Source organism: Arthrobacter sp. TMT4-20, assembly GCF_054510775.1.
Window position 1 is genome coordinate 1 of sequence record NZ_JBTNDW010000011.1, and the last position, 17,834, is coordinate 17,834.

General features: G+C 64.4%; 18 protein-coding genes. 12 read left to right on the top strand and 6 right to left on the bottom strand.

Annotated features, from left to right (window positions below; translation table 11 throughout):
• Positions 1-358 precede the first annotated feature (358 nt).
• Entirely contained in the window at positions 359-706 is a 348-nt protein-coding gene (locus ACX80Z_RS11550; protein ID WP_459315967.1) for a hypothetical protein, read from the top strand.
• Positions 707-968: 262 nt separating this feature from the next.
• Here the strand turns inward: ACX80Z_RS11550 and ACX80Z_RS11555 are convergent, their stop codons facing one another.
• Both ACX80Z_RS11555 and ACX80Z_RS11560 read right to left on the bottom strand, forming a co-directional pair.
• Complete coding sequence (locus ACX80Z_RS11555) at positions 969-1,217, bottom strand: hypothetical protein (RefSeq protein WP_019484108.1); 249 nt, start codon at positions 1,215-1,217, stop codon at positions 969-971.
• Positions 1,218-1,300: 83 nt separating this feature from the next.
• Positions 1,301-1,975, bottom strand: a complete 675-nt coding sequence (locus ACX80Z_RS11560) for a phosphoribosyltransferase (protein WP_459315968.1) — start codon at positions 1,973-1,975, stop codon at positions 1,301-1,303.
• A gap of 41 nt (positions 1,976-2,016) precedes the next feature.
• Between ACX80Z_RS11560 and ACX80Z_RS11565 the strand changes: the two genes are divergently transcribed.
• Complete coding sequence (locus tag ACX80Z_RS11565) at positions 2,017-3,285, top strand: baeRF2 domain-containing protein (protein ID WP_459315969.1); 1,269 nt, start codon at positions 2,017-2,019, stop codon at positions 3,283-3,285.
• A gap of 8 nt (positions 3,286-3,293) precedes the next feature.
• Here ACX80Z_RS11565 and ACX80Z_RS11570 read toward each other — a convergent pair whose 3' ends face one another.
• Positions 3,294-4,073: a phosphatase PAP2 family protein gene (locus ACX80Z_RS11570; RefSeq protein ID WP_459315970.1), complete on the bottom strand. Its 780-nt coding sequence runs from the start codon at positions 4,071-4,073 to the stop codon at positions 3,294-3,296.
• A 40-nt stretch (positions 4,074-4,113) separates the two neighbouring features.
• Between ACX80Z_RS11570 and ACX80Z_RS11575 the strand changes: the two genes are divergently transcribed.
• From ACX80Z_RS11575 to ACX80Z_RS11585, 3 genes are all read left to right on the top strand, one after another.
• Positions 4,114-4,788 carry a pyridoxine/pyridoxamine 5'-phosphate oxidase gene (locus ACX80Z_RS11575; RefSeq protein WP_459315971.1) on the top strand — a complete coding sequence of 225 codons (675 nt, stop codon included), beginning with the start codon at positions 4,114-4,116 and terminating at the stop codon, positions 4,786-4,788.
• 114 nt (positions 4,789-4,902) lie between these two features.
• A complete protein-coding gene (locus ACX80Z_RS11580; RefSeq protein ID WP_459315972.1) occupies positions 4,903-6,033 on the top strand; it encodes a glycosyltransferase family 4 protein in 1,131 nt (376 codons plus the stop codon).
• Positions 6,034-6,063: 30 nt separating this feature from the next.
• Positions 6,064-6,903: an SGNH/GDSL hydrolase family protein gene (locus tag ACX80Z_RS11585; RefSeq protein ID WP_019484114.1), complete on the top strand. Its 840-nt coding sequence runs from the start codon at positions 6,064-6,066 to the stop codon at positions 6,901-6,903.
• On the opposite strand, the gene ACX80Z_RS11590 is transcribed toward ACX80Z_RS11585, so the two are convergent.
• Entirely contained in the window at positions 6,900-8,279 is a 1,380-nt protein-coding gene (locus tag ACX80Z_RS11590) for a short-chain fatty acid transporter (RefSeq protein WP_459315973.1), read from the bottom strand. The two genes, ACX80Z_RS11585 and ACX80Z_RS11590, sit on opposite strands and share 4 nt — an antisense overlap.
• Before the next feature lie 156 nt (positions 8,280-8,435).
• Between ACX80Z_RS11590 and ACX80Z_RS11595 the strand changes: the two genes are divergently transcribed.
• A complete protein-coding gene (locus tag ACX80Z_RS11595) occupies positions 8,436-9,392 on the top strand; it encodes a ribose-phosphate diphosphokinase (RefSeq protein ID WP_459303633.1) in 957 nt (318 codons plus the stop codon).
• 106 nt (positions 9,393-9,498) lie between these two features.
• Here ACX80Z_RS11595 and ACX80Z_RS11600 read toward each other — a convergent pair whose 3' ends face one another.
• Complete coding sequence (locus tag ACX80Z_RS11600; protein WP_459315974.1) at positions 9,499-10,239, bottom strand: maleylpyruvate isomerase family mycothiol-dependent enzyme; 741 nt, start codon at positions 10,237-10,239, stop codon at positions 9,499-9,501.
• Between the two features lie 132 nt (positions 10,240-10,371).
• On the opposite strand from ACX80Z_RS11600, the gene ACX80Z_RS11605 reads away from it, so the two are divergent.
• On the top strand, positions 10,372-10,920 hold the full coding sequence (locus ACX80Z_RS11605) for an acyl-CoA thioesterase (protein WP_459315975.1): 549 nt from the start codon (positions 10,372-10,374) through the stop codon (positions 10,918-10,920).
• A gap of 53 nt (positions 10,921-10,973) precedes the next feature.
• On the opposite strand, the gene ACX80Z_RS11610 is transcribed toward ACX80Z_RS11605, so the two are convergent.
• Positions 10,974-11,258 (bottom strand): acylphosphatase, encoded by a 285-nt coding sequence (locus ACX80Z_RS11610; protein ID WP_459315976.1) that lies wholly within the window; start codon positions 11,256-11,258, stop codon positions 10,974-10,976.
• A 46-nt stretch (positions 11,259-11,304) separates the two neighbouring features.
• Here ACX80Z_RS11610 and malQ point away from each other — a divergent pair, with 46 nt between their 5' ends.
• The 5 genes from malQ (at position 11,305) to ACX80Z_RS11635 (ending at position 17,834) form a co-directional block, all read left to right on the top strand.
• A complete protein-coding gene (gene malQ, locus ACX80Z_RS11615; RefSeq protein ID WP_459315977.1) occupies positions 11,305-13,431 on the top strand; it encodes a 4-alpha-glucanotransferase in 2,127 nt (708 codons plus the stop codon).
• 128 nt (positions 13,432-13,559) lie between these two features.
• Complete coding sequence (locus ACX80Z_RS11620) at positions 13,560-13,940, top strand: DUF7793 family protein (protein WP_019484121.1); 381 nt, start codon at positions 13,560-13,562, stop codon at positions 13,938-13,940.
• Positions 13,941-15,476, top strand: coding sequence for a putative bifunctional diguanylate cyclase/phosphodiesterase (locus tag ACX80Z_RS11625; protein WP_459315978.1), 1,536 nt, complete (start codon positions 13,941-13,943; stop codon positions 15,474-15,476).
• A gap of 9 nt (positions 15,477-15,485) precedes the next feature.
• The gene (locus tag ACX80Z_RS11630) at positions 15,486-16,277 is read left to right on the top strand and encodes a class I SAM-dependent methyltransferase (RefSeq protein WP_459315979.1); all 792 of its coding nucleotides are present in this window, start codon (positions 15,486-15,488) and stop codon (positions 16,275-16,277) included.
• Positions 16,278-16,430: 153 nt separating this feature from the next.
• A complete protein-coding gene (locus tag ACX80Z_RS11635; protein ID WP_019484124.1) occupies positions 16,431-17,834 on the top strand; it encodes an OFA family MFS transporter in 1,404 nt (467 codons plus the stop codon).

Below are 17,834 nucleotides of genomic sequence, written 5' to 3' on the forward strand. Positions count from 1 at the left end.
GGGCTCCGCCTTGTTTTTCTTCACAGCATCCAGTGTCGTCATCACGGCACCTTCCCCGCCAGACTCACGCCCGACGTATCAGGCCAAAAACACCAAATTCCGAACAGTCCCCACACATCGGCTACGGTAGCCAGAGATATGGGGACTGTTCGGGCGGTGCCCGTGGGAGATTCTGTGGGCTATGCGCTATTGGTCGGGGATCAGCCTAGAAGGCACGTATCGAGTAGGATCTTCGATAAAACACACTTGGGGGAGTGCAATGGTAGATCTAAGTAGGTTCCGATTCGTTGTTTTAGTGCTCGGGTTAGGGGCGCTACTCGCGGGCTGCGACGGAGGTTCGGAGGTGCCGAGCAGATCGATGCCTATCTACGAATCACTCGACGCGGTCTACGCGGAAGTAGATGACTTCCTTGATTGTGATGCGGATCGCGAGACAGAGCCGATTGTTGATAGGTCTGCTGGCGCTCCTATGGCTGAGTACGCCGTGTGTTCTGACCTCTTGCAAATCGTCTGGTTCGAGAACGAAGCGGATCGGGTTTCCGGTTCCGAGATTTACGCAGACGGACAGGACCCGATCTACGTTGTCGAGGGAGGGAACTGGCTTGTACTTGACCTTGCGGAGGCGGCCGGTCAAGAACGGAGTGAAAAAGACTTGGAAGGGCTGGCAACAGAACTCGGGGCGAACTATCGCACGCTAAATTCATGAGGAAACAAATGAAAGATGATTGGCGCCTTATTCGAGCAATAACCCGTCCGTTCCGGTTTGTCTGCGTCCGGCCTACCAAGATCAGAATTATTCGTAGGTAGCGTGAAGAGACTGAAACTGGCGATTCCTACCAGTAACGCTGGATGAGTGTCGCGGTCAGGGATCGCTAAATAGGACGACAGGACCGCCAACTGAAGCTGCGATTAACCGCCATTCCTGGCTAACAGTCACAGGGCGCCGGGTCGCCGAGGAAGGTGGCGGGTTAGGTGGTCCAGAAGGTGAAGTCGTCCTGGCTGAGCGCCAACCGGGTATCCACTGCGTCGTCGCGCATCCAGACGGTCCCCAGCCCGGGGGCGGTTTCCTCGACCTGCCCGCGGTAAAGCACCTCGCGCTGGAGCCGGGCCTCGATGCGGTCACCCCGCTTCAGGGAACGCAGGCTGCGGATGCGGCTACCACCGCCGGGGGTGGGGTCGGTGCGGCAGGGTTCGGCGTTGATGCTGGCCGTGGGCATGCTGGTCCTTTAGGTTGTGACGTGCGGGAGGGGGCTGGCCACTGCCAGCAATCTAGTTATGTCAACCCCTCGATGGGTCGTTTTTATTCCGGGGGCCGCAGCAGGAGTCGTTGCACCTCGTCGTCGGGCACCTGCCCGAACTGGTGGTACGCCTGCCCGACGGATCCGAGCGACGGCGCGTCCCACAGCCAGAACGTCTGATCGGCCAGCGGACGGATTCCGGCAAGGGAGTGTCCGAGGAAGACCGGGGCTGCCACCCACAGTTGGGCTGGGCGGAGCTGTCGGACGGCGTGGAGGGCAGCACGGAGGGTGGCGCCGGTGGCCACGCCGTCGTCGACGATGACGATGGTCCGCCCAGCGATCTCCAGCGGCGGCAACCCGGCCCGATACAGTTCCTCCCGGCGTGCCAGTTCAACCAGTTCGGGGCCGATCGCCGCCTCGAAGGCTGCGTTGCCGTCACCGGTCAGGCCCGCAATAACCCGCTCGTTGCGGACGGTGCTGAGGCTACCGCCGGCGGTTGCGACAGCGCCCATGGCCAGCTCGTCGAACCCCGGCACTCCGATCTTGCGGACCAGAACGACGTCGAGCGGGCAGCTCAGCGCCGCCGAAATCTCGGCGGCGACCGGCACCCCTCCGCGGGGAAGCCCAAGGACCAGCAGCCCGGGGGAACCGGCGAACGGCAGGAGAGCGTGGGCGAGTTGGCGGCCGGCGTCCTGCCTGTCGTCGAACTTTCGGGGTGTTGCGGACTTGCTGCGCATCGTCTGGGTCTGTTCATCAGAGGCGAAGAGTGGTAAACCGAATGCAACCCTACATTTCCGGCGAGGTCAAAGTCGATCACCGGAGGAACCAGGAGGCCCGCCATGAAGCTGCGGGACACCACAGGAAGACCGTCATGGGAGCCGCAGCGCGGCCGTCGCGAGTGGAAATCGGGTGGGTTGAGATGACTGCAGCACTGCATTCCCATAGCGCCCTGTATAAACGACCCGGCCCATGGTGCACCATCTATATGGACGCCAGTACCGGGTCCGGGGATTCCCTCCACGCCGATGACGCACGCCCCGACGCGATCGCCGCGGCCCTCCACAAGGCCGGTGCAGGCCGGCAGGATATCCAGGCGGTCGGCGCCGCGCTCAGCAGCTCGGCAAAGGGTCTGCCAGACCCCGTGGCGCGATTCCTCTTGGTCAACGACGGCGAGGTGGCATTTGATGAGTTCCTCCCAGGCCGGCTGGTGATGCAGGAGGTGCACGACGTCGGCCCCGTCCCTAATCTGGTGCCACTGGTCCGGCACCGCCCCCAGGAGTTTGCCTATGTGGTGGCGGAGGCGGGCCGCGACGGCGGAACCATCCACCTGCATCGGGTCAACAGGTCCGACGACGAAAGCACCGAGGTGGAAGGGTCCACCGAAAACCTCAAGAAGATCCCGGGCGGTGGCACGTCACAGGGCGGGTATCTGCACCGGACCGAAAACATCTGGCGCGCCAACGCGGGGGAAATTGCCGATGAAATTGATCGGGTGGTGCGGAATAGCCGCGCGAAGCTGTTGATCCTCGCCGGCGATATCCGGGCGCGGAACCTCGTGGCAGAACAGCTGTCGGAGGCGAGCCGGGCCATCCTGAGCGTGGTCGAGAGCCACACCCGGACGGATGGGGCTGACCGGGATGCGTTTGCCCGGGAGGTGTCATCGCGGGTGGCTGCCTGTGTCGCTGGAGAGCAGCAGCAACTGCTGGAGCGTTTCGAGAACCAGCAGGGAAGAGAGCATCCCGAGTCTGTGGCAGGACTGGGCGCTGTGGTTCATGCGCTTCAGCAGGGTCAGGTGGGGACTCTCCTGATTGAGCGTTCCGCCTGGGACGAGCAGCGGTTGCTGGCGCTCGCCGCCGAACCCTGGATCGCGGCTTCGACGAACGAGATTTCCGGCGCCCGTCTGATCGGTACCCTTTCAGCGCCCTCGGCTCTCCTTCGCGCGGCCGCGCTCACCGACGCCGACGTCGTGCTGTTCCCGCCCGGGGCGCTCGACCCGCACCGGATTGCAGCACTCCTGCGCTGGCCACTCGGACCAACCACCCCGTAGCGGTCCGGCTAGGTGGGCTCACGCGGGTCGGAGATCGTGAGCCAGAGCCGATGCGTGGTGATCACCACTGCCAACCACCCAAGGCCGAGCGTGGCAGCAACCACCACATCCGTGACCCAATGGTGGCCCAGATAGACCCGGGTGGCGGCCATCAAAAGGGTGAATATCAGAGCGCCGGCGATGATCAGGGCGCGTGAGCGGTTGCGGTGCGCCCCCAGCACGAGCAGGTACGCGATGATGCCGCTGATCACCATGGCGTTCAGCGTGTGTCCGCTCGGGAACGACGGCGACGATTCGTACGGTGGGACCGCAAACTCAAGCGGTGGGCGCAGCCGTCCGATCGCGTTCTTCCCCAGCACGGTCATCAGTAGCGACCCGGAGGCTGCCACCGCCACGAGGACCAGCGGTGTCAGGGACCGGCGTCGAAAACACAGGCCGGCAATCGCTGCGGCGGTAAGCAGCGGCATCATGATCGGACCGCCCAGGAACGTGAAACCGCTCGCCAGCGCCACGAGGACCGGATTACGTAGCTGCACTGACGCATCAAGGGCCGGCTGGTCCACGACGGCAATCCCATCCGTTTCCGCGACCGCCTCATACACTTCGGCCGACGCGAGGGCCAGGGACACCGCGATGCCGACGCCGACCGCCAGGATCAGCAGCATGGCCCAGCGCGGTCCGATCCAGCGGGCCAGGGCACGCACCCAGCGCACTGTGACCCGTCCCACCGGGGTGGTCCAGCGGGTATAATCCCTGCCGCCAACGAAATGGTCCTTGTCGGATGTCATTGGTCGACTCTAACGCGACGGCGGGACCTAGGCTGAGGGGATGAATGATCACCAATCACTGCGCGACCTGGTGCACGGGGTCCCGGTCTTCCCCGATGAGCTGCCTCACTTCGATCCTGCAGCCGCACCGGATTCGCCGGTGCACCTCTTCCATGAATGGTTGGCGGCTGCTGTCGATGCCGCGGTGATGGCACCGCATTCAGTCACCGTTGCAACGGTGGATCGGGACGGCATCCCCGACGCCAGAGTGGTGATCCTGAAAGACGTGACTGAGCAGGGGTTTTCCTTCGCCAGCAGCAGCGACAGTCCCAAAGGCCGCCAACTGCAGGGTTCCCCGGCGGCCGCCCTGACCCTGTTCTGGCCCACGATGGGCCGTCAGATCCGCATCAGGGGCAAGGTTCGCCCCGCGGGCGTCGAGGAGAACGACGCCGACTTCCGCCGCCGCCACCCGGTGGCGCGAGCGCTGGTGCTCGCCGGTGAGCAGAGCAGCCGCCTGCGCGATCGGGAGGAACTCGACGCCGCCGTCGCTGCCCAGCTGGATCGGTTCGACGCCCTCGACGGTGAAGCTGCCGCTCCCGGGTCGGCCACCTGGACGGTTTACACGGTGGTCCCGGACACCGTCGAGTTTTGGCAGGCCGACCCCGAACGTCGACACCTGCGGTTGCGCTATGCCAGTGACGGCGACGGCTGGTCGCGGTCCCTGCTCTGGCCGTAGGGTCGGTCGGGCCGCCGCTACCCGTCGTCGTCGTCGCCTGCTGTTCACCGACCCTTCGGATCGGGGACACCCGCCCGTCACCTCTGACCAATCCGGCGGTGGCACCGTGGGGGTGTGAGGATCGTGATTGTTGCTGAAACATTCCTGCCCGCCGTGAACGGGGTAACCCATTCCGTCCAGAAAATGCTCGAGCATTTCGCGGCGCGAGGCGACGAGGTGCTGGTGATCGCCCCCTCCGGGGCCGGCGGGGCTGAGCCTAACCGTGGACGGACGGTCCGCATCCACCGGCTGCCCGCCGTGCCCCTGGCCGGGTACGGGAGCGTCCGGGTGGCGCTGGGCGGTGTCACCCGGGTACGCAATATTCTGGCGGACTTCGCACCGGACATCATCCACCTCGCTTCGCCCTTTGAGCTGGGGTGGCGGGCGGTGCGTGCTGCCGAGCAGCTTGGCATTCCCGTGGTTGCCGTCTACCAGACTGATGTCCCCGGCTACGCCGCCCGCTACGGTGTCCCATTCCTCGCCAATTGGGCGTGGCAGCGGGTCGAAAACATTCACTCAGGCGCCGCCCGCACCCTGGCGCCGTCCACCTCAGCTGTCGACCAGCTGCGCGGGCACGGTATTCCGCGGGTGCATCTGTGGCGGAGGGGGGTCGATACGCGGCGGTTCCACCCCGGTCGGCGGGACCACAACCTGCGGTCGGTGCTCGCCCCCGGAGGGGAACGCCTGATCGGGTACGTTGGCCGGCTCGCCGCCGAGAAGCAGGTTGAGGATCTGCGGGTCCTGGCTGATATCGAAAACACCCGACTGGTGATCATCGGCGATGGCCCCCTGCGGGGCACCCTGGAGGAGGCCCTCCCGAACGCGGTCTTCACGGGGTTCCTCGGTGGGGAGGAACTGGCAGCAGCCGTCGCCAGCCTTGACCTCTTTGTGCACCCCGGCGAGCTCGAAACCTTCTGCCAGACCATCCAGGAGGCCATGGCCTCCGGCGTGCCGGTCGTTGCCACCGGCAGGGGCGGACCCCTGGACCTCGTCGATGTCTCCCGTACCGGTTGGCTCTATACGCCGGGCAACCTGGACCAGTTGCGCGGCCAGGTGATGGACCTGATCGGGGATGACGCGAAACGTCAGGCGTTCGCGGAGGCCGCCTTCGCGAGCGTGCAGGGCCGCACCTGGCCGGTGCTCTGCGAGCTGTTGGTCCAGCACTATGAAGAGGTCATGGAGGAACATGCGCTGCTTCGTCTCTGAGGCCCAGGGCGGTGTAGCCGCCACCGCGGTATGAGCGAGCGCACGCGGCGGTACGTGGCGCTCGGCGATTCCTTCACCGAGGGGGTGGGGGATCCGAGCAAACACCTGCCCAACGGCGTCCGCGGCTGGGCCGACCGGGTGGCCGAACGGCTGGCGAAGGACCAGCCGGGATGGGAATACGCAAACCTGGCGGTGCGCAGCAAACGACTGCGCCACATCACCGCCGAGCAACTGGAACCAGCGCTGGCACTGCGCCCCACCTTGATCACCCTCTACGCCGGAGGCAATGACATTCTCGACGCCGGAACCTCGGTGCCGCTCCTCCTCACGGCGTACGAGGAGCTGGTGGCACCGTTGGCGGCGACCGGGGCCAGGGTGCTCCTGTTCACGGGGTACGACGTCGATGTGTCCCCCGCGCTCCGGCTGCTGCGCAAGCGCCACCAGCTCTATAACGACGGCGTCCGCCAGATCGCGGACCGGTACGGCGCGGACCTGGTGGATTACTGGGGCTTCGAAGCCTATGAGGACCGGCGCATGTGGGGGCCGGATCGGCTGCACATGTCGAAGGCTGGCCACAAATACATGGCCACCCGAGTGCTGGACCTCCTGGAGGTGCAGCACTCGGTGAAACTGAAGGACTGGGAGCCAGCGGTCCCAAGGACATTCAGGGAGTGGGAACGCGCCCAGCGCCGATGGATCCACGACTGGGTGCTGCCATTGGCGGGGCGCAAGATCCGCCGGGTCACCCTCGGCGACAACCTGCCCCCGCGCTGGCCCACCCCGGTGGTGGTGCCACCGAAAGGCGGGCTTCGCCGCCTCGTGAAGGACCAGGGCCTGCCTGCGGTGCTGGGCGGTCCCGGCGTGCCCTAGCTTGCCCCCACAATCAGCAGGATCCCGGCGAACACCACACCTGAGACGATCAGGGTGACCATGGTGTAGCCCAGGATGTCGCGCATCTTCAGGCCAGCGATCGCCAGCAGCGGCAGGGCCCAGAAGGGCTGGATCATATTGGTCCACTGGTCGCCGTAGGACACGGCCATGATCGCTACTGCGGGGTCTACGCCCAGCCGTTCGGCTGCGTCGAGCATGATCGGTGCCTGCACCGCGAACTGTCCGCCACCTGATGGTACGAAGAAGTTCACCAACCCTGCGGAGAGCAGGGCGAACAACCCAAACGTGGTGGGGTTGGCGATGCTCACGAAGGCGTCCGAAACCACGTTGATGAGGCCCGTCGTCGTCATGATGCCCATGATTCCGGCGTAGAGAGGGAACTGGAGAAGAATTTCGCCGACGTTTGACGCAGCGTTCTTGGTCAGCGCGATCAGCTCGAAGGGGCTGCGGACCAGGAGGAAGAGCAGGGCGAGGAACGTCCAATTGACGATGTCCAGGGTGGCGGTGCCGCCCTGCACATAGTGGACCACCAGGTAGGCAACCAGCGCCAGGCCCAACAACGTGGTGAGGATACGGCTGGCGTCGATGCGGTCGGCGGGGGTGACGACGTCGTCGTTCAGCGCGACGTTATCGGTGTGCCGGGCGTCGACCTGCAGCTCGGAAATCCTGTCCCCGGAGCGGGGAGACACCAGTGCCAGGGCCGCGCTCACCAGGACGATCGTGGCGATGGCGGCAGTGATGTTCCACCAGGAGAAGGTGGTTTCGGTGATGGGGATGGTGGTGCCGAGCTGCTCGGCGATGAATGAACCCTCGGTCGCCGCGGTCAAGGGGCCGGACCCCGAGTAGCCCATATGCCACACCACGAAACCGGAGAACCCTGCTGCGACCAGCATCGGGAAATGCAGTGCCATGCCGCGCTCGCGGGCCTGCGCGGCAACCTCCTTGGCGAGCAGGCCGCCGACGACGAGGCCCAGCCCCCAGGTGATCAGCGACGCCGTGGCGGCAACCACGAACACGAAAACATAGGCCTGCATCGGGCTTCGGGGGATCCCGCCGAGACGGGCCAGCAGTTTCCGGACCGGGCCGGTGTGGGCCAGCGCGTGGCCGAGCAACAGGATGAGAGCCATCTGGGTCATAAAGGCGAGCAGCCCTGACAGGCCGTCGCCCCACCCGTTGAGGACGTCGACCGGCCCCGCATCCGTGAAAATCAGCGCGGCGACAGCGACGACGAGGCTGAGTACGACGGCGAACACCAGCGCGCTGGGGAGGAAGCGTTCAACCACCGAGTTGATCGGACGCATCGCAGCCGACACCGCTGATGTTTTTTGTTTTGCTGGGGGACCGGAGGTCGGCATGGCTGGGTTCTCCTGTGAATAGACGTCATTGTCGGTTCGGTAGGGCTCCGATCCGGCACCAACGTTACTTCACCGGCAACCGCCGCGGGTCAATCTGTACGACAATGGTGTCCACAGCATCATCCCCACCAACTGCCGTGGAAAGGTAAGCCGTTGATCAAAGAGATCGCCGTTTTCAGTGGACAAGCAAGTGGGGGATTCGCCGAGGAGATCTGCGGGCACCTGGGTGTGCCGCTGCTCCCGTCACGGCTGCAGCGCTTCGCGAACGACTGCCTGGAAGTGCAGTTGCTGGAGAACTGCCGTGAACGGGACGTGTTCATTGTGCAGCCGCTGGTCAAGCCAGTGCAGGAGAACCTGATGGAGCTGCTCATGATGATCGACGCCGCCCGCGGGGCCTCCGCGGGACGCATCACGGCCGTGATGCCACACTATTCGTACGCGCGTTCGGACAAGAAGGACGCACCGCGCATCTCCATCGGCGGCAAGCTGGTGGCGGATCTTCTCACCACCGCTGGCGCATCCCGGGTCCTCACCATGACCCTGCACGCGCCGCAGGTGCAGGCGTTCTTCGGCGTTCCCGTGGATCAGCTGCACGCCCTGCGGGAACTCGCCGCCCATTTCAAGGACCTGGACCTGAGTAACGCCATCGTGGTGTCCCCGGATCTGGGGAACGCGAAGGCCGCGACGGCGTTCTCCCGACTGCTGGGCACGCCGGTCGCCGCCGGGGCCAAGGAACGGTTTGAGAATGACCAAGTCCGAATCACCTCCATCATCGGCGACGTCAGAGACAAAGACATCGTGGTGCTTGACGACGAGATCGCCAACGGCAGCACCGTTCTGGAGCTGCTGGATCACCTGGCGAAAATGGGAGCACGGAAGGCGCGGGTGGTCTGCACCCATGGCATCTTCTCCAACGGAGCCGTCGAGCGGATCGCCAAGCGCGACGACGTCATTGAGGTGCTCTGCACCGACACCGTTCCCATCGGGGAAGACAAGGCCCATCCGAAACTGAAAGTCATTTCGGTGGCCAACGCCTTCGCCGAAGCGATCCGTCGTATCCACACCGGAGAATCGGTCAGCGCCCTCTTCCAGTCAGAGGACATCAGGATCTGACGTTGTCCGCGGTCGCGGCGGAACCCGGGGTAGCCGTCGGGGTGTTGCCGTTGTCAGATCGTCCTCCGTCGTCACTACGGTGAGGTGGTTGCCCAGGGTCGCTGCCCTAGGTGGCTGAAGCCAGACGTCGTCGGAGTTCGTCCGCCGCGCCGCTCTGCGGGTTTCCTTCCGGCAGTGGTCCACGGCCCCAGAGCCAGAGCAGCAACTCGGCGGGCCTGCCGCTGATCTGGGCATCAGCCCGGTCACTGACCTGGCGTTCAAGGGTGACGACGTCCGGGGCGATAGTCAGGGTCCAGGCTAGTCCTGCGCTCCGCAGGGTGATGCTGGCGCCGCTGGCGTCGTCGTCGGGCTTGCTCCGGACGAGCATCACGGTGAGGATTTCATCGATGCCGTCCACCGCAAGGTCGGGGTCGATTGGGTGGGGATGGCCCAGCGCGGATTCGAGGTCATAGCGGTGGATGGATGTTTCGTGGGCGAGCCTGCGGATCCAGAAGCCGACCGTCTGGTCGTCCTTGACCCAGGTGAAAGCCGGATCCGTTGGTGCGTGGGCATCGAACTGGTCCATCAGCCGCGCGTAGCACTGTTGCAGCGCGGGGATCGGCTGCATCTGGTCCAGCTCTGGTGGCGGCCAGGTCCCGGTCGGCCTGGCACCGGTCCGGATGGACTCGGACTTGTGAAGGTACACCATCGCCGTGTGGCGAATCAGGTCCTCCCCGGTCCAGCCCGGGCAGGCGGATACCGCAGAGGTCAGGGCCGAGGGCGCCAACTCAACCATCCGGGAGTGGTCTCGGGCCAGCAGCGCACGGTACCGGTCAAAGGGAAGGGCGTACGGATACGGAGCTGTCATTACCCGAGTCTAGGCACAATGCCGGAGGAAGGCCGTGAGCCCAGCGGCCAGGAACCGGTGCGGGGCTCGTCCGGCGGCAACGACCCGTCGCGTGCTTGCACCCCGGATGTTACTGGCCGGTAATATAGGTTCATGCACCTTCTGTTTCGGACCCTGCTGACCCTGTTCACCTCCAGACGCCGCCCAAAGTTGAGTATTTGGGGAGAGTCTTCATTGCCGCTCCGTGTCCTGCCCACGGACATTGACATCGCAATGCATGTCAACAACGGCATGTATTTCTCCCTCATGGACCTGGGACGGTTCGACCTGATGATCCGCAGCGGCACCTGGTCAATGATGCGGCGTAGGGGCTGGAGCCCGGTAGCCAACGGCGAGACCATCAGCTTCCGCAAATCCCTGACCCTGGGTCAGCAGTACACCATCGAGACCCGCATTGTCGGGTTCGACGAGCGTGCCATCTACTTCGAGCAGCGCATGGTCAGTGGGGGCGAGATCTACGCCAAGGCGGTCATCGCCACCCGGCTGGTCTCCAAGAACGGCCCGGTCAGCAACGAGGACATTTTCGCCGCTCTGGGGCAGCCCCCTGCGGGTCTGGTTCTGCCGGAATGGATCCACGAGTGGCGCCTGAACAACTCCTTGCCGAGCACCAGGCGCCCCGCCCCGCACGTCTGGGTCCGGTAGCACTGGTTCGCGTTCCCGCACGCGGAAGGTGCCAGCCGGCCGCCCGGCGGGACTTATTCGGTTGAGAAATCAGTGAACTCGCCGGTCGGAGCACCGTAGGACCCGTCGACGTCGTTCACCCGTCCGGGAGCGGCGGCGGAGCCAAGCCAGGAGGCCAGTTCACGGACCGCCAGATCGGCGCCCTCGGCCACGATCAGCACCGACCCATCTGCCCGGTTCGAGGCGATACCTGAGAGCCCCAGCGCCAAAGCCCGTTTGCGGGTGTAGTAGCGGAACCCGACACCCTGCACGGTTCCGGTCACGGTCGCTGTGAGCCGGGTTTGCTGCTGTTCATTCATCGGTTCAGCGTAGCGAACCACCTCTCAACCCCCTAGGTTTGAGGGTATGCCTGCAACCGAAACATCCAGCACGTCCAGACCACCCGAGCCAGACCTCCTGATCCGCCTCGCCGAGGCTCACCGCGTGGGCACAGCGTTCCGGGGCTGGGACGGCCAGGAAAAGAGTGTCAGCCCGCAGACCCTGACGAAAGTGCTGAGCGCGCTCGGTGTTGCCTGCGAAACGAACGACGACGCCGTCCGGGCGCTGCACGACGCCGAAACGGCTCCCTGGCGGCGGACGCTCCCTCCCGTCGTCGTCGGCCGGGAAACGGTGGTCCAGGACGTTCCGATTATTTCCCCAGCGGGAAGCCGGCCGACCATTCGCCTCGTGCTCGAAGACGGACAGCTGAGGGAGCTGGAGCTGTCCGGCAGTGCCGTTGAGCAGTCAGAGATCGACGGCGTCCCCCTGGAGCGCCTGCACCTCACCCTCCCGGATGATTTGCCGCTCGGGTGGCATACCCTGCATGCGGTCCAGGCTGATGGCGCCGTCGCAGAGTGCACACTGGTTGTGACTCCACAGCGGCTGAACACCACGGCGCGGCTCAACCGAACCTGGGGGCTGATGGCCCAGCTGTACTCGGTGCGGTCCAAGGACTCGTGGGGGGTCGGGGACATCGCTGACCTGGGTCAGCTGGCAGCCTTCTCGGCGAGCAGGGGGGCGGGGTTTGTGCTGATTAACCCCTTGCATGCCGCCGAACCCGCTCCTCCTGTCGAACCCTCACCGTATCTGCCGTCTACCCGGCGCTTCTTCAACCCCCTTTATCTTCGGGTGGAGAACGTCCCCGAGTACGCGGCGTTGACCGCCGGTGCGCGGGATGCCATCGAACACGATGCTGTGACCCTGCGGCAGGCCAACAGCGACGCTGACATTCTGGACCGGGACAGCAGCTACGCCGCGAAGCTCAGCGCGCTGGAGAGCATCCACCAGGTGCCACTGAGCGACGAAAGACAACGTTCCTTCGATGAGTTTCGGGCGCAGGAAGGTGAGGGCCTGGAAAGCTTCGCCCTCTGGTGCGCGCTCGCAGAAACCCTGCCCGCGGGAGCCCCCGAGTGGGACGACCAGTCCTACCTCGACACCCGGCGCGTAGCTCTGGCGGACCGGATCGGGTTCCACCTCTGGCTGCAATGGCTCTGCGATGAACAGCTTGCCGCCACGCAGCAGGGCGCGCTCGACGCCGGGATGACCATCGGTATCATCCATGACCTGGCCGTCGGCGTGCACTCCCACGGGTCCGACGCGTGGTCCCTGCGCAGCGTCCTCGCGGAAGGGATTAGCGTCGGCGCACCACCAGACATGTTCAACCAGCAGGGCCAGGACTGGAGCCAGCCGCCGTGGCATCCTGGCCGCCTGGCCGAATCCGGGTACACCGCCTATCGGGACATGCTGCGCACGGTCCTGAAACACGCCGGTGGTATCCGCGTGGACCACATCCTCGGCCTGTTTCGCCTCTGGTGGATCCCCGCCGGCGGCGGGTCCGGCGACGGCACTTATGTCTATTACGACCACGAGGCGCTCATCGGCATCCTGGCCCTCGAAGCGCAGCGGGCCGGCGCCGTCGTCATCGGCGAAGATCTCGGCGTGTTTGAGCCCGGGGTGCAGGACTACCTGGCCGAGCGCGGCATCCTCGGTACTTCGATCCTCTGGTTCGAGCACGACAACGACGGCCCGCGCCGTCCCGAAAGCTACCGCCAGGCGTGCCTGACCAGCGTCACCACCCACGACCTGCCGCCGTCCGCCGGGTACCTGGCGGGCGAACACGTTGACCTGCGGGAGTCACTTGGATTGCTGAACCGACCGGTTGAGGAAGAACGCTCGGCCGACCAGGCGGCCCAGGACTCGGTGCTGGCACTGGTCCGTGCAGTGACGGGACCAACTGCCGGAGGCGCCGCCGACACGGTGGAATCAACTGTAGAAGCGCTGCACCGGTTCATTGTGCGAACTCCTTCGGTGCTGCTCGGCGTCGCGCTGACGGATGCGGTGGGGGAGCGGCGCACCCAGAACCAACCGGGGACCAAGGACGAGTACCCCAACTGGCGGATCCCCCTCGCCGGATCTGACGGCCAGTCAGTGCTCCTCGAGGACCTGCCGGACAATGAGCGGTTTGCCGCCCTGGCGCGGGTGATGGCGGGTTGATCCGGGGGGACCGACTCATTCCGGGGCGGCGCCCCGAAGGTTCTATGCTGTAACCATGGCCCCCGCCGAATTATATTTCCCTCTCCCCTCTGCCTGGTCGCGCGCGTTGGGCTACCGAAGGATCCGTTGTGGGTGAGCTCCCGCCGGACGGCGTGCAGGGGATTGACGCCACCCTCAGTCGCGGTGCAGACAACATCCTGAGGCTGCGGTGGGCGCGAGGCATCTCAATCACTGAAGCCGACGCCCGCCTGGCAATGGATCAGGTGAACAAGCTGTGCGCTGGAGAAAGCCTCCCCATGCTCGTTGACATGGCGACAACGAAGGCCGTCAGCCGGGGAGCGCGAACGGTGTTCGGTCTGCCGTGCTCGGCCTCGCGGATTGCGCTCCTGGGCTCCTCGCAGGTCGATAAGGTCATTGCCAACTTCATTCTGGGCGTGAGCTCGCTACCGTGCCCCACAAAATTCTTCACCTCCGAACCGGCCGCGCTTGGCTGGCTGAAGGAGAGGTAAGTGGCGGAAGAGTTTGTGGACAAGCGGCTCGACGCCTTGGTGGAGGGAATTGTCCGGCTCTCCTCCGGAGACCTGTCAGCCAGGATGGAAGTTTCTCCCGCCCGGGATTCAATGGACGCCGTGATCAGCGGTGTGAATCTCCTGGCCGAGGAACTCGAAGTTCTCTATGAAGACCTGGAGCAGCGGGTCCGTGACCGGACCGCCCGCTTGCACGCGGCCCAGGTCGAGTTGGAACGAATGGCTATGTATGACAGTCTCACCGGTCTCCCGAACCGAACCCTGCTGCGCCGACGGATTGACGACGAAACGCTGGCCGCGGCCGCAGGGGTGCAACCTGCGGCATTGATTCTGCTGGATCTTGACGCGTTCAAAGCGGTGAACGATAGCCTCGGCCATTCCGCCGGCGACCAGGTGCTGATCGAAGTGGGACGTCGTCTTGAATCGACCGTCCGGGAATCCGATACTGTGGCACGGCTGGGCGGCGACGAGTTTGCGGTCTTGTTGCCGCAAACTGCCGACGAGATCGCCTGTGAAATCGCTGAGCGTATCCTTTACGCGTTGCGGCCGGCGATGATCGTTTCCGAAACCAGCATCCGCATCCTGGCGAGTATCGGTGTCCGGTGCGGTGAAGCCGGGCAGTCGGGCGAAGACATGATGCGCGACGCCGATACTGCAATGTATGTGGCGAAGAACCTTGGCCGCAGCAATGTCCAGGTGTTTCACCCAGCCATGCTGCAAGCGACGCACGAGCGTTTCACCATTCTCGAGGAGCTGCGTCAGGCCATCCCAGCAGGCCAGCTCAGAGTTCATTACCAGCCGCTGGTCTCCCTTCAGACCTCCACGATTATTGGCGCCGAGGCTCTGGTGCGCTGGCAGCACCCGGACCGTGGGCTGCTCTATCCGGACCATTTCATTGGGATAGCGGAGGAGAGTGGACTGGTCGTCGATATCGGTGAATGGATGATCAACGCGGTCGCTGCTCAGCTCGGAGACTGGGGGGATGTGTTGGATGGCCGGGACTTTGCCGTCCGAATCAACTTGTCCGCCGCTGAAAGCAGGGCCCCCGGTCTGGCTGACCTCATCGATCGGGCCCTCGCCAGGCATGCTGTTCCCACCGATCGGTTTATCGTCGAGATTACTGAGACTTCCCTGATGACTGATCCGGAGGCGAGCTCCGCCAATTTGCTCGGGCTGCGGGAGCTTGGCGTCGGTGTCGAAATCGATGACTTCGGTACCGGCTACTCGTCCATCAGCTACCTCAGGAAACTTCCCGCCCAGGCGGTGAAAATGGACAGCTCGCTGATCGAAGACATTGTCGATGATCCGAGGCAGTTGAAGTTTGTCGCTGCCGTCCTGCAACTGATCGAAGCGGCTGGTCTCATCTCGGTCGCGGAGGGAATTGAGACGGCCGACCAGGCCAGGCTCCTGAACCGAATGGGCTGCGATTACGGTCAGGGTTACTTTTTCGGCCGGCCGGCAGAGGCGGCAGTAATGGCAGGGCTAATCGGTAAAGGATTGCCCTCGCTGAGGGTTTAGTGTTGACGCGTGCCGACATTCCCGAAGAAATACCTCCTGCTGCCTGCGGTCATCAGGCTCTCCTCAGGGGTGCCCAGGGATCGTAATGTCGCCTGGGAAAACTATTGGCACCGGATTCAAAGCACAGGGTCCGACGGCGACGTGTTGTGGGACGCTGGCGGGGACCAGGAGTTCAATAGCTACCTTCCCGGCCTCAGCCGCACCCTGAACCCTGCGCTGCCGGTCATTGATATCGGCTGCGGCAACGGTGCATTCACCCGGTTGCTGGCCGCCCACTTCCCCCTGGCTGTAGGGGTGGACGTCGCCTCGAGTGCCACGTCCCGTGCGCTGACCGAATCGGCTCATCTCAGCAACGTGGACTATCGCACCGCCGACTGCACCGCTCCGGGGGCCGGCGAGCTCCTGGCAGCCGACTTTGGCCACTCGAACGTCTTTGTCCGGGGCGTCTTCCACGTCCTCGACCCGGCGGCCCGCATTGCCCTGGCCGCCACGCTCAAATCCTTGGTCGGGCCCCAGGGGCGGGTTTTTCTGGTGGAAACCAACTATCGAGGCGACGCGCTCAGCTACATTTCGCGCCTTGGCGCCTCGCCCGGCAGGATTCCCAAACCGTTGGAGCTCGCCATCGGCGGTCTGCCGAAACCCGGTCATTTCGGCCCCGCCGAACGTCAGTCAGCCTTCGACGACGAGTCCTGGGCTGTGCTCGAGGACGGTCCGGTGACCATTAACGCTGTTGCCATGCGGGCGAAGGGCGAGCCGGAGCAGATCCCGGGCTACTACGCAGCGCTCGCGCCCCGTTCCTGAGTCGACCAGGTCGTCAAAACTCATCGGTTGCCCGTTCAAACTATTATGTGATCTTCGTCTACCCTTAGTGAGGTTGAATATTGAACAATTTCACGCAGCGTCAGCGCCCGCGGTCCTGACAGTACCCACCGTTCCAGCACGAAGGAGACATTGATGAGTTGGCTTGCCCGCGAACACACCATCGCCCCGCCCGGGTTTAACCGTTGGTTGATCCCCCCCGCAGCCCTGGCGGTGCATCTCTGTATCGGCCAGGCATACGCCACCAGCGTGTACAAGAACGCCCTGGTTGAGCACTTCGATGCGAGCCTGACGCAGATCGGCGTGATCTTCTCGATCGCCATCGTGATGCTGGGCCTGTCGGCCGCAGTGATGGGCACCTGGGTAGATAAGAACGGCCCCCGCATGGCCATGTTCACCTCGGCTCTTTTCTGGACCGGTGGTTTCCTTGTCGGCTCACTCGGAATCTTCACCAACCAGCTGTGGCTCGTCTACCTGGGCTACGGCTTCATCGGTGGCATCGGTCTTGGCATCGGTTACATCTCCCCGGTTTCGACCCTGATCAAATGGTTCCCGGACAGGCCAGGGCTGGCTACCGGTATGGCCATCATGGGCTTCGGTGGCGGCGCGCTGATCGCCAGCCCCCTCTCCACCCAGCTGTTGCGGATGTATGACCCGAACTCCGACGTCGAGGGCTGGGTAGCCAGCGGCGATTCGGTGGGCATGCTCTTCCTCACCCTCGCAGCCATTTACCTCGTGTACATGATGTTCGGTGCGTTCACCATCAAGGTCCCCGCAGCTGACTGGAAGCCGGCAGGCTTCGACCCCTCAACAATCAAGACCAAAGCGCTCGTAACCTCCGATAACGTCTCGGCCAAGAACTCCATCAAGACCAAGCAGTTCTGGCTGGTCTGGATCGTGCTCTTCTGCAACGTCACGGCAGGTATCGGCATCCTTGAGCAGGCGTCCCCAATGATCCAGGACTTCTTCCGCGAAGCAGACGGCTCCACCGCGGTCACCGTTGCTGTCGCCGGTGGGTTCGTTGGGTTGTTGTCGATTGGAAACATGGCCGGTCGCTTCGTCTGGTCCTCCACCTCAGACATCATTGGTCGCAAGCGGATCTACATGATCTATTTGGGTGTTGGCGCATTGCTTTACACCACGCTGGCGCTCGCCGGCGCGGGCACCACGATCCTCTTCGTGTTCCTGGCCTTCTTCATCATTTCCTTCTACGGCGGCGGCTTCGCTACCGTTCCTGCCTACCTGCGTGACCTCTTCGGCACCTACCAGGTCGGCGCCATTCACGGCCGGTTGCTGACCGCCTGGTCAGCCGCGGGTATCGCCGGACCACTGATCGTCAACGGTTTCCTCGACGCTCAGGGCACACCAGGCGAGCTCACCGCAGCCGCCTACCAGCCAGCACTACTCACCATGGTGGGTCTGCTGGTTATCGGTTTCATCGCCAACCTGATGATCAAGCCGGTCGACTCGAAGTTCCACGAACCAAAGGCGGCCCCCGAATCCGGGACGTCCACCAAAGAATCCGCTATGGAGGCATGA

Coding starts and splice junctions, on each gene's coding strand:
- ACX80Z_RS11635 (WP_019484124.1), top strand. CDS start 16,431: ATGAGTTGGCTTGCCCGCGAACACACCATCGCCCCGCCCGGGTTTAAC.
- ACX80Z_RS11610 (WP_459315976.1), bottom strand. CDS start 11,258: ATGAATGAACAGCAGCAAACCCGGCTCACAGCGACCGTGACCGGAACC.
- malQ (WP_459315977.1), top strand. CDS start 11,305: ATGCCTGCAACCGAAACATCCAGCACGTCCAGACCACCCGAGCCAGAC.
- ACX80Z_RS11555 (WP_019484108.1), bottom strand. CDS start 1,217: ATGCCCACGGCCAGCATCAACGCCGAACCCTGCCGCACCGACCCCACC.
- ACX80Z_RS11575 (WP_459315971.1), top strand. CDS start 4,114: ATGAATGATCACCAATCACTGCGCGACCTGGTGCACGGGGTCCCGGTC.
- ACX80Z_RS11590 (WP_459315973.1), bottom strand. CDS start 8,279: ATGCCGACCTCCGGTCCCCCAGCAAAACAAAAAACATCAGCGGTGTCG.
- ACX80Z_RS11585 (WP_019484114.1), top strand. CDS start 6,064: ATGAGCGAGCGCACGCGGCGGTACGTGGCGCTCGGCGATTCCTTCACC.
- ACX80Z_RS11550 (WP_459315967.1), top strand. CDS start 359: ATGCCTATCTACGAATCACTCGACGCGGTCTACGCGGAAGTAGATGAC.
- ACX80Z_RS11605 (WP_459315975.1), top strand. CDS start 10,372: ATGCACCTTCTGTTTCGGACCCTGCTGACCCTGTTCACCTCCAGACGC.
- ACX80Z_RS11600 (WP_459315974.1), bottom strand. CDS start 10,239: ATGACAGCTCCGTATCCGTACGCCCTTCCCTTTGACCGGTACCGTGCG.
- ACX80Z_RS11565 (WP_459315969.1), top strand. CDS start 2,017: ATGCAACCCTACATTTCCGGCGAGGTCAAAGTCGATCACCGGAGGAAC.
- ACX80Z_RS11560 (WP_459315968.1), bottom strand. CDS start 1,975: ATGCGCAGCAAGTCCGCAACACCCCGAAAGTTCGACGACAGGCAGGAC.
- ACX80Z_RS11570 (WP_459315970.1), bottom strand. CDS start 4,073: ATGACATCCGACAAGGACCATTTCGTTGGCGGCAGGGATTATACCCGC.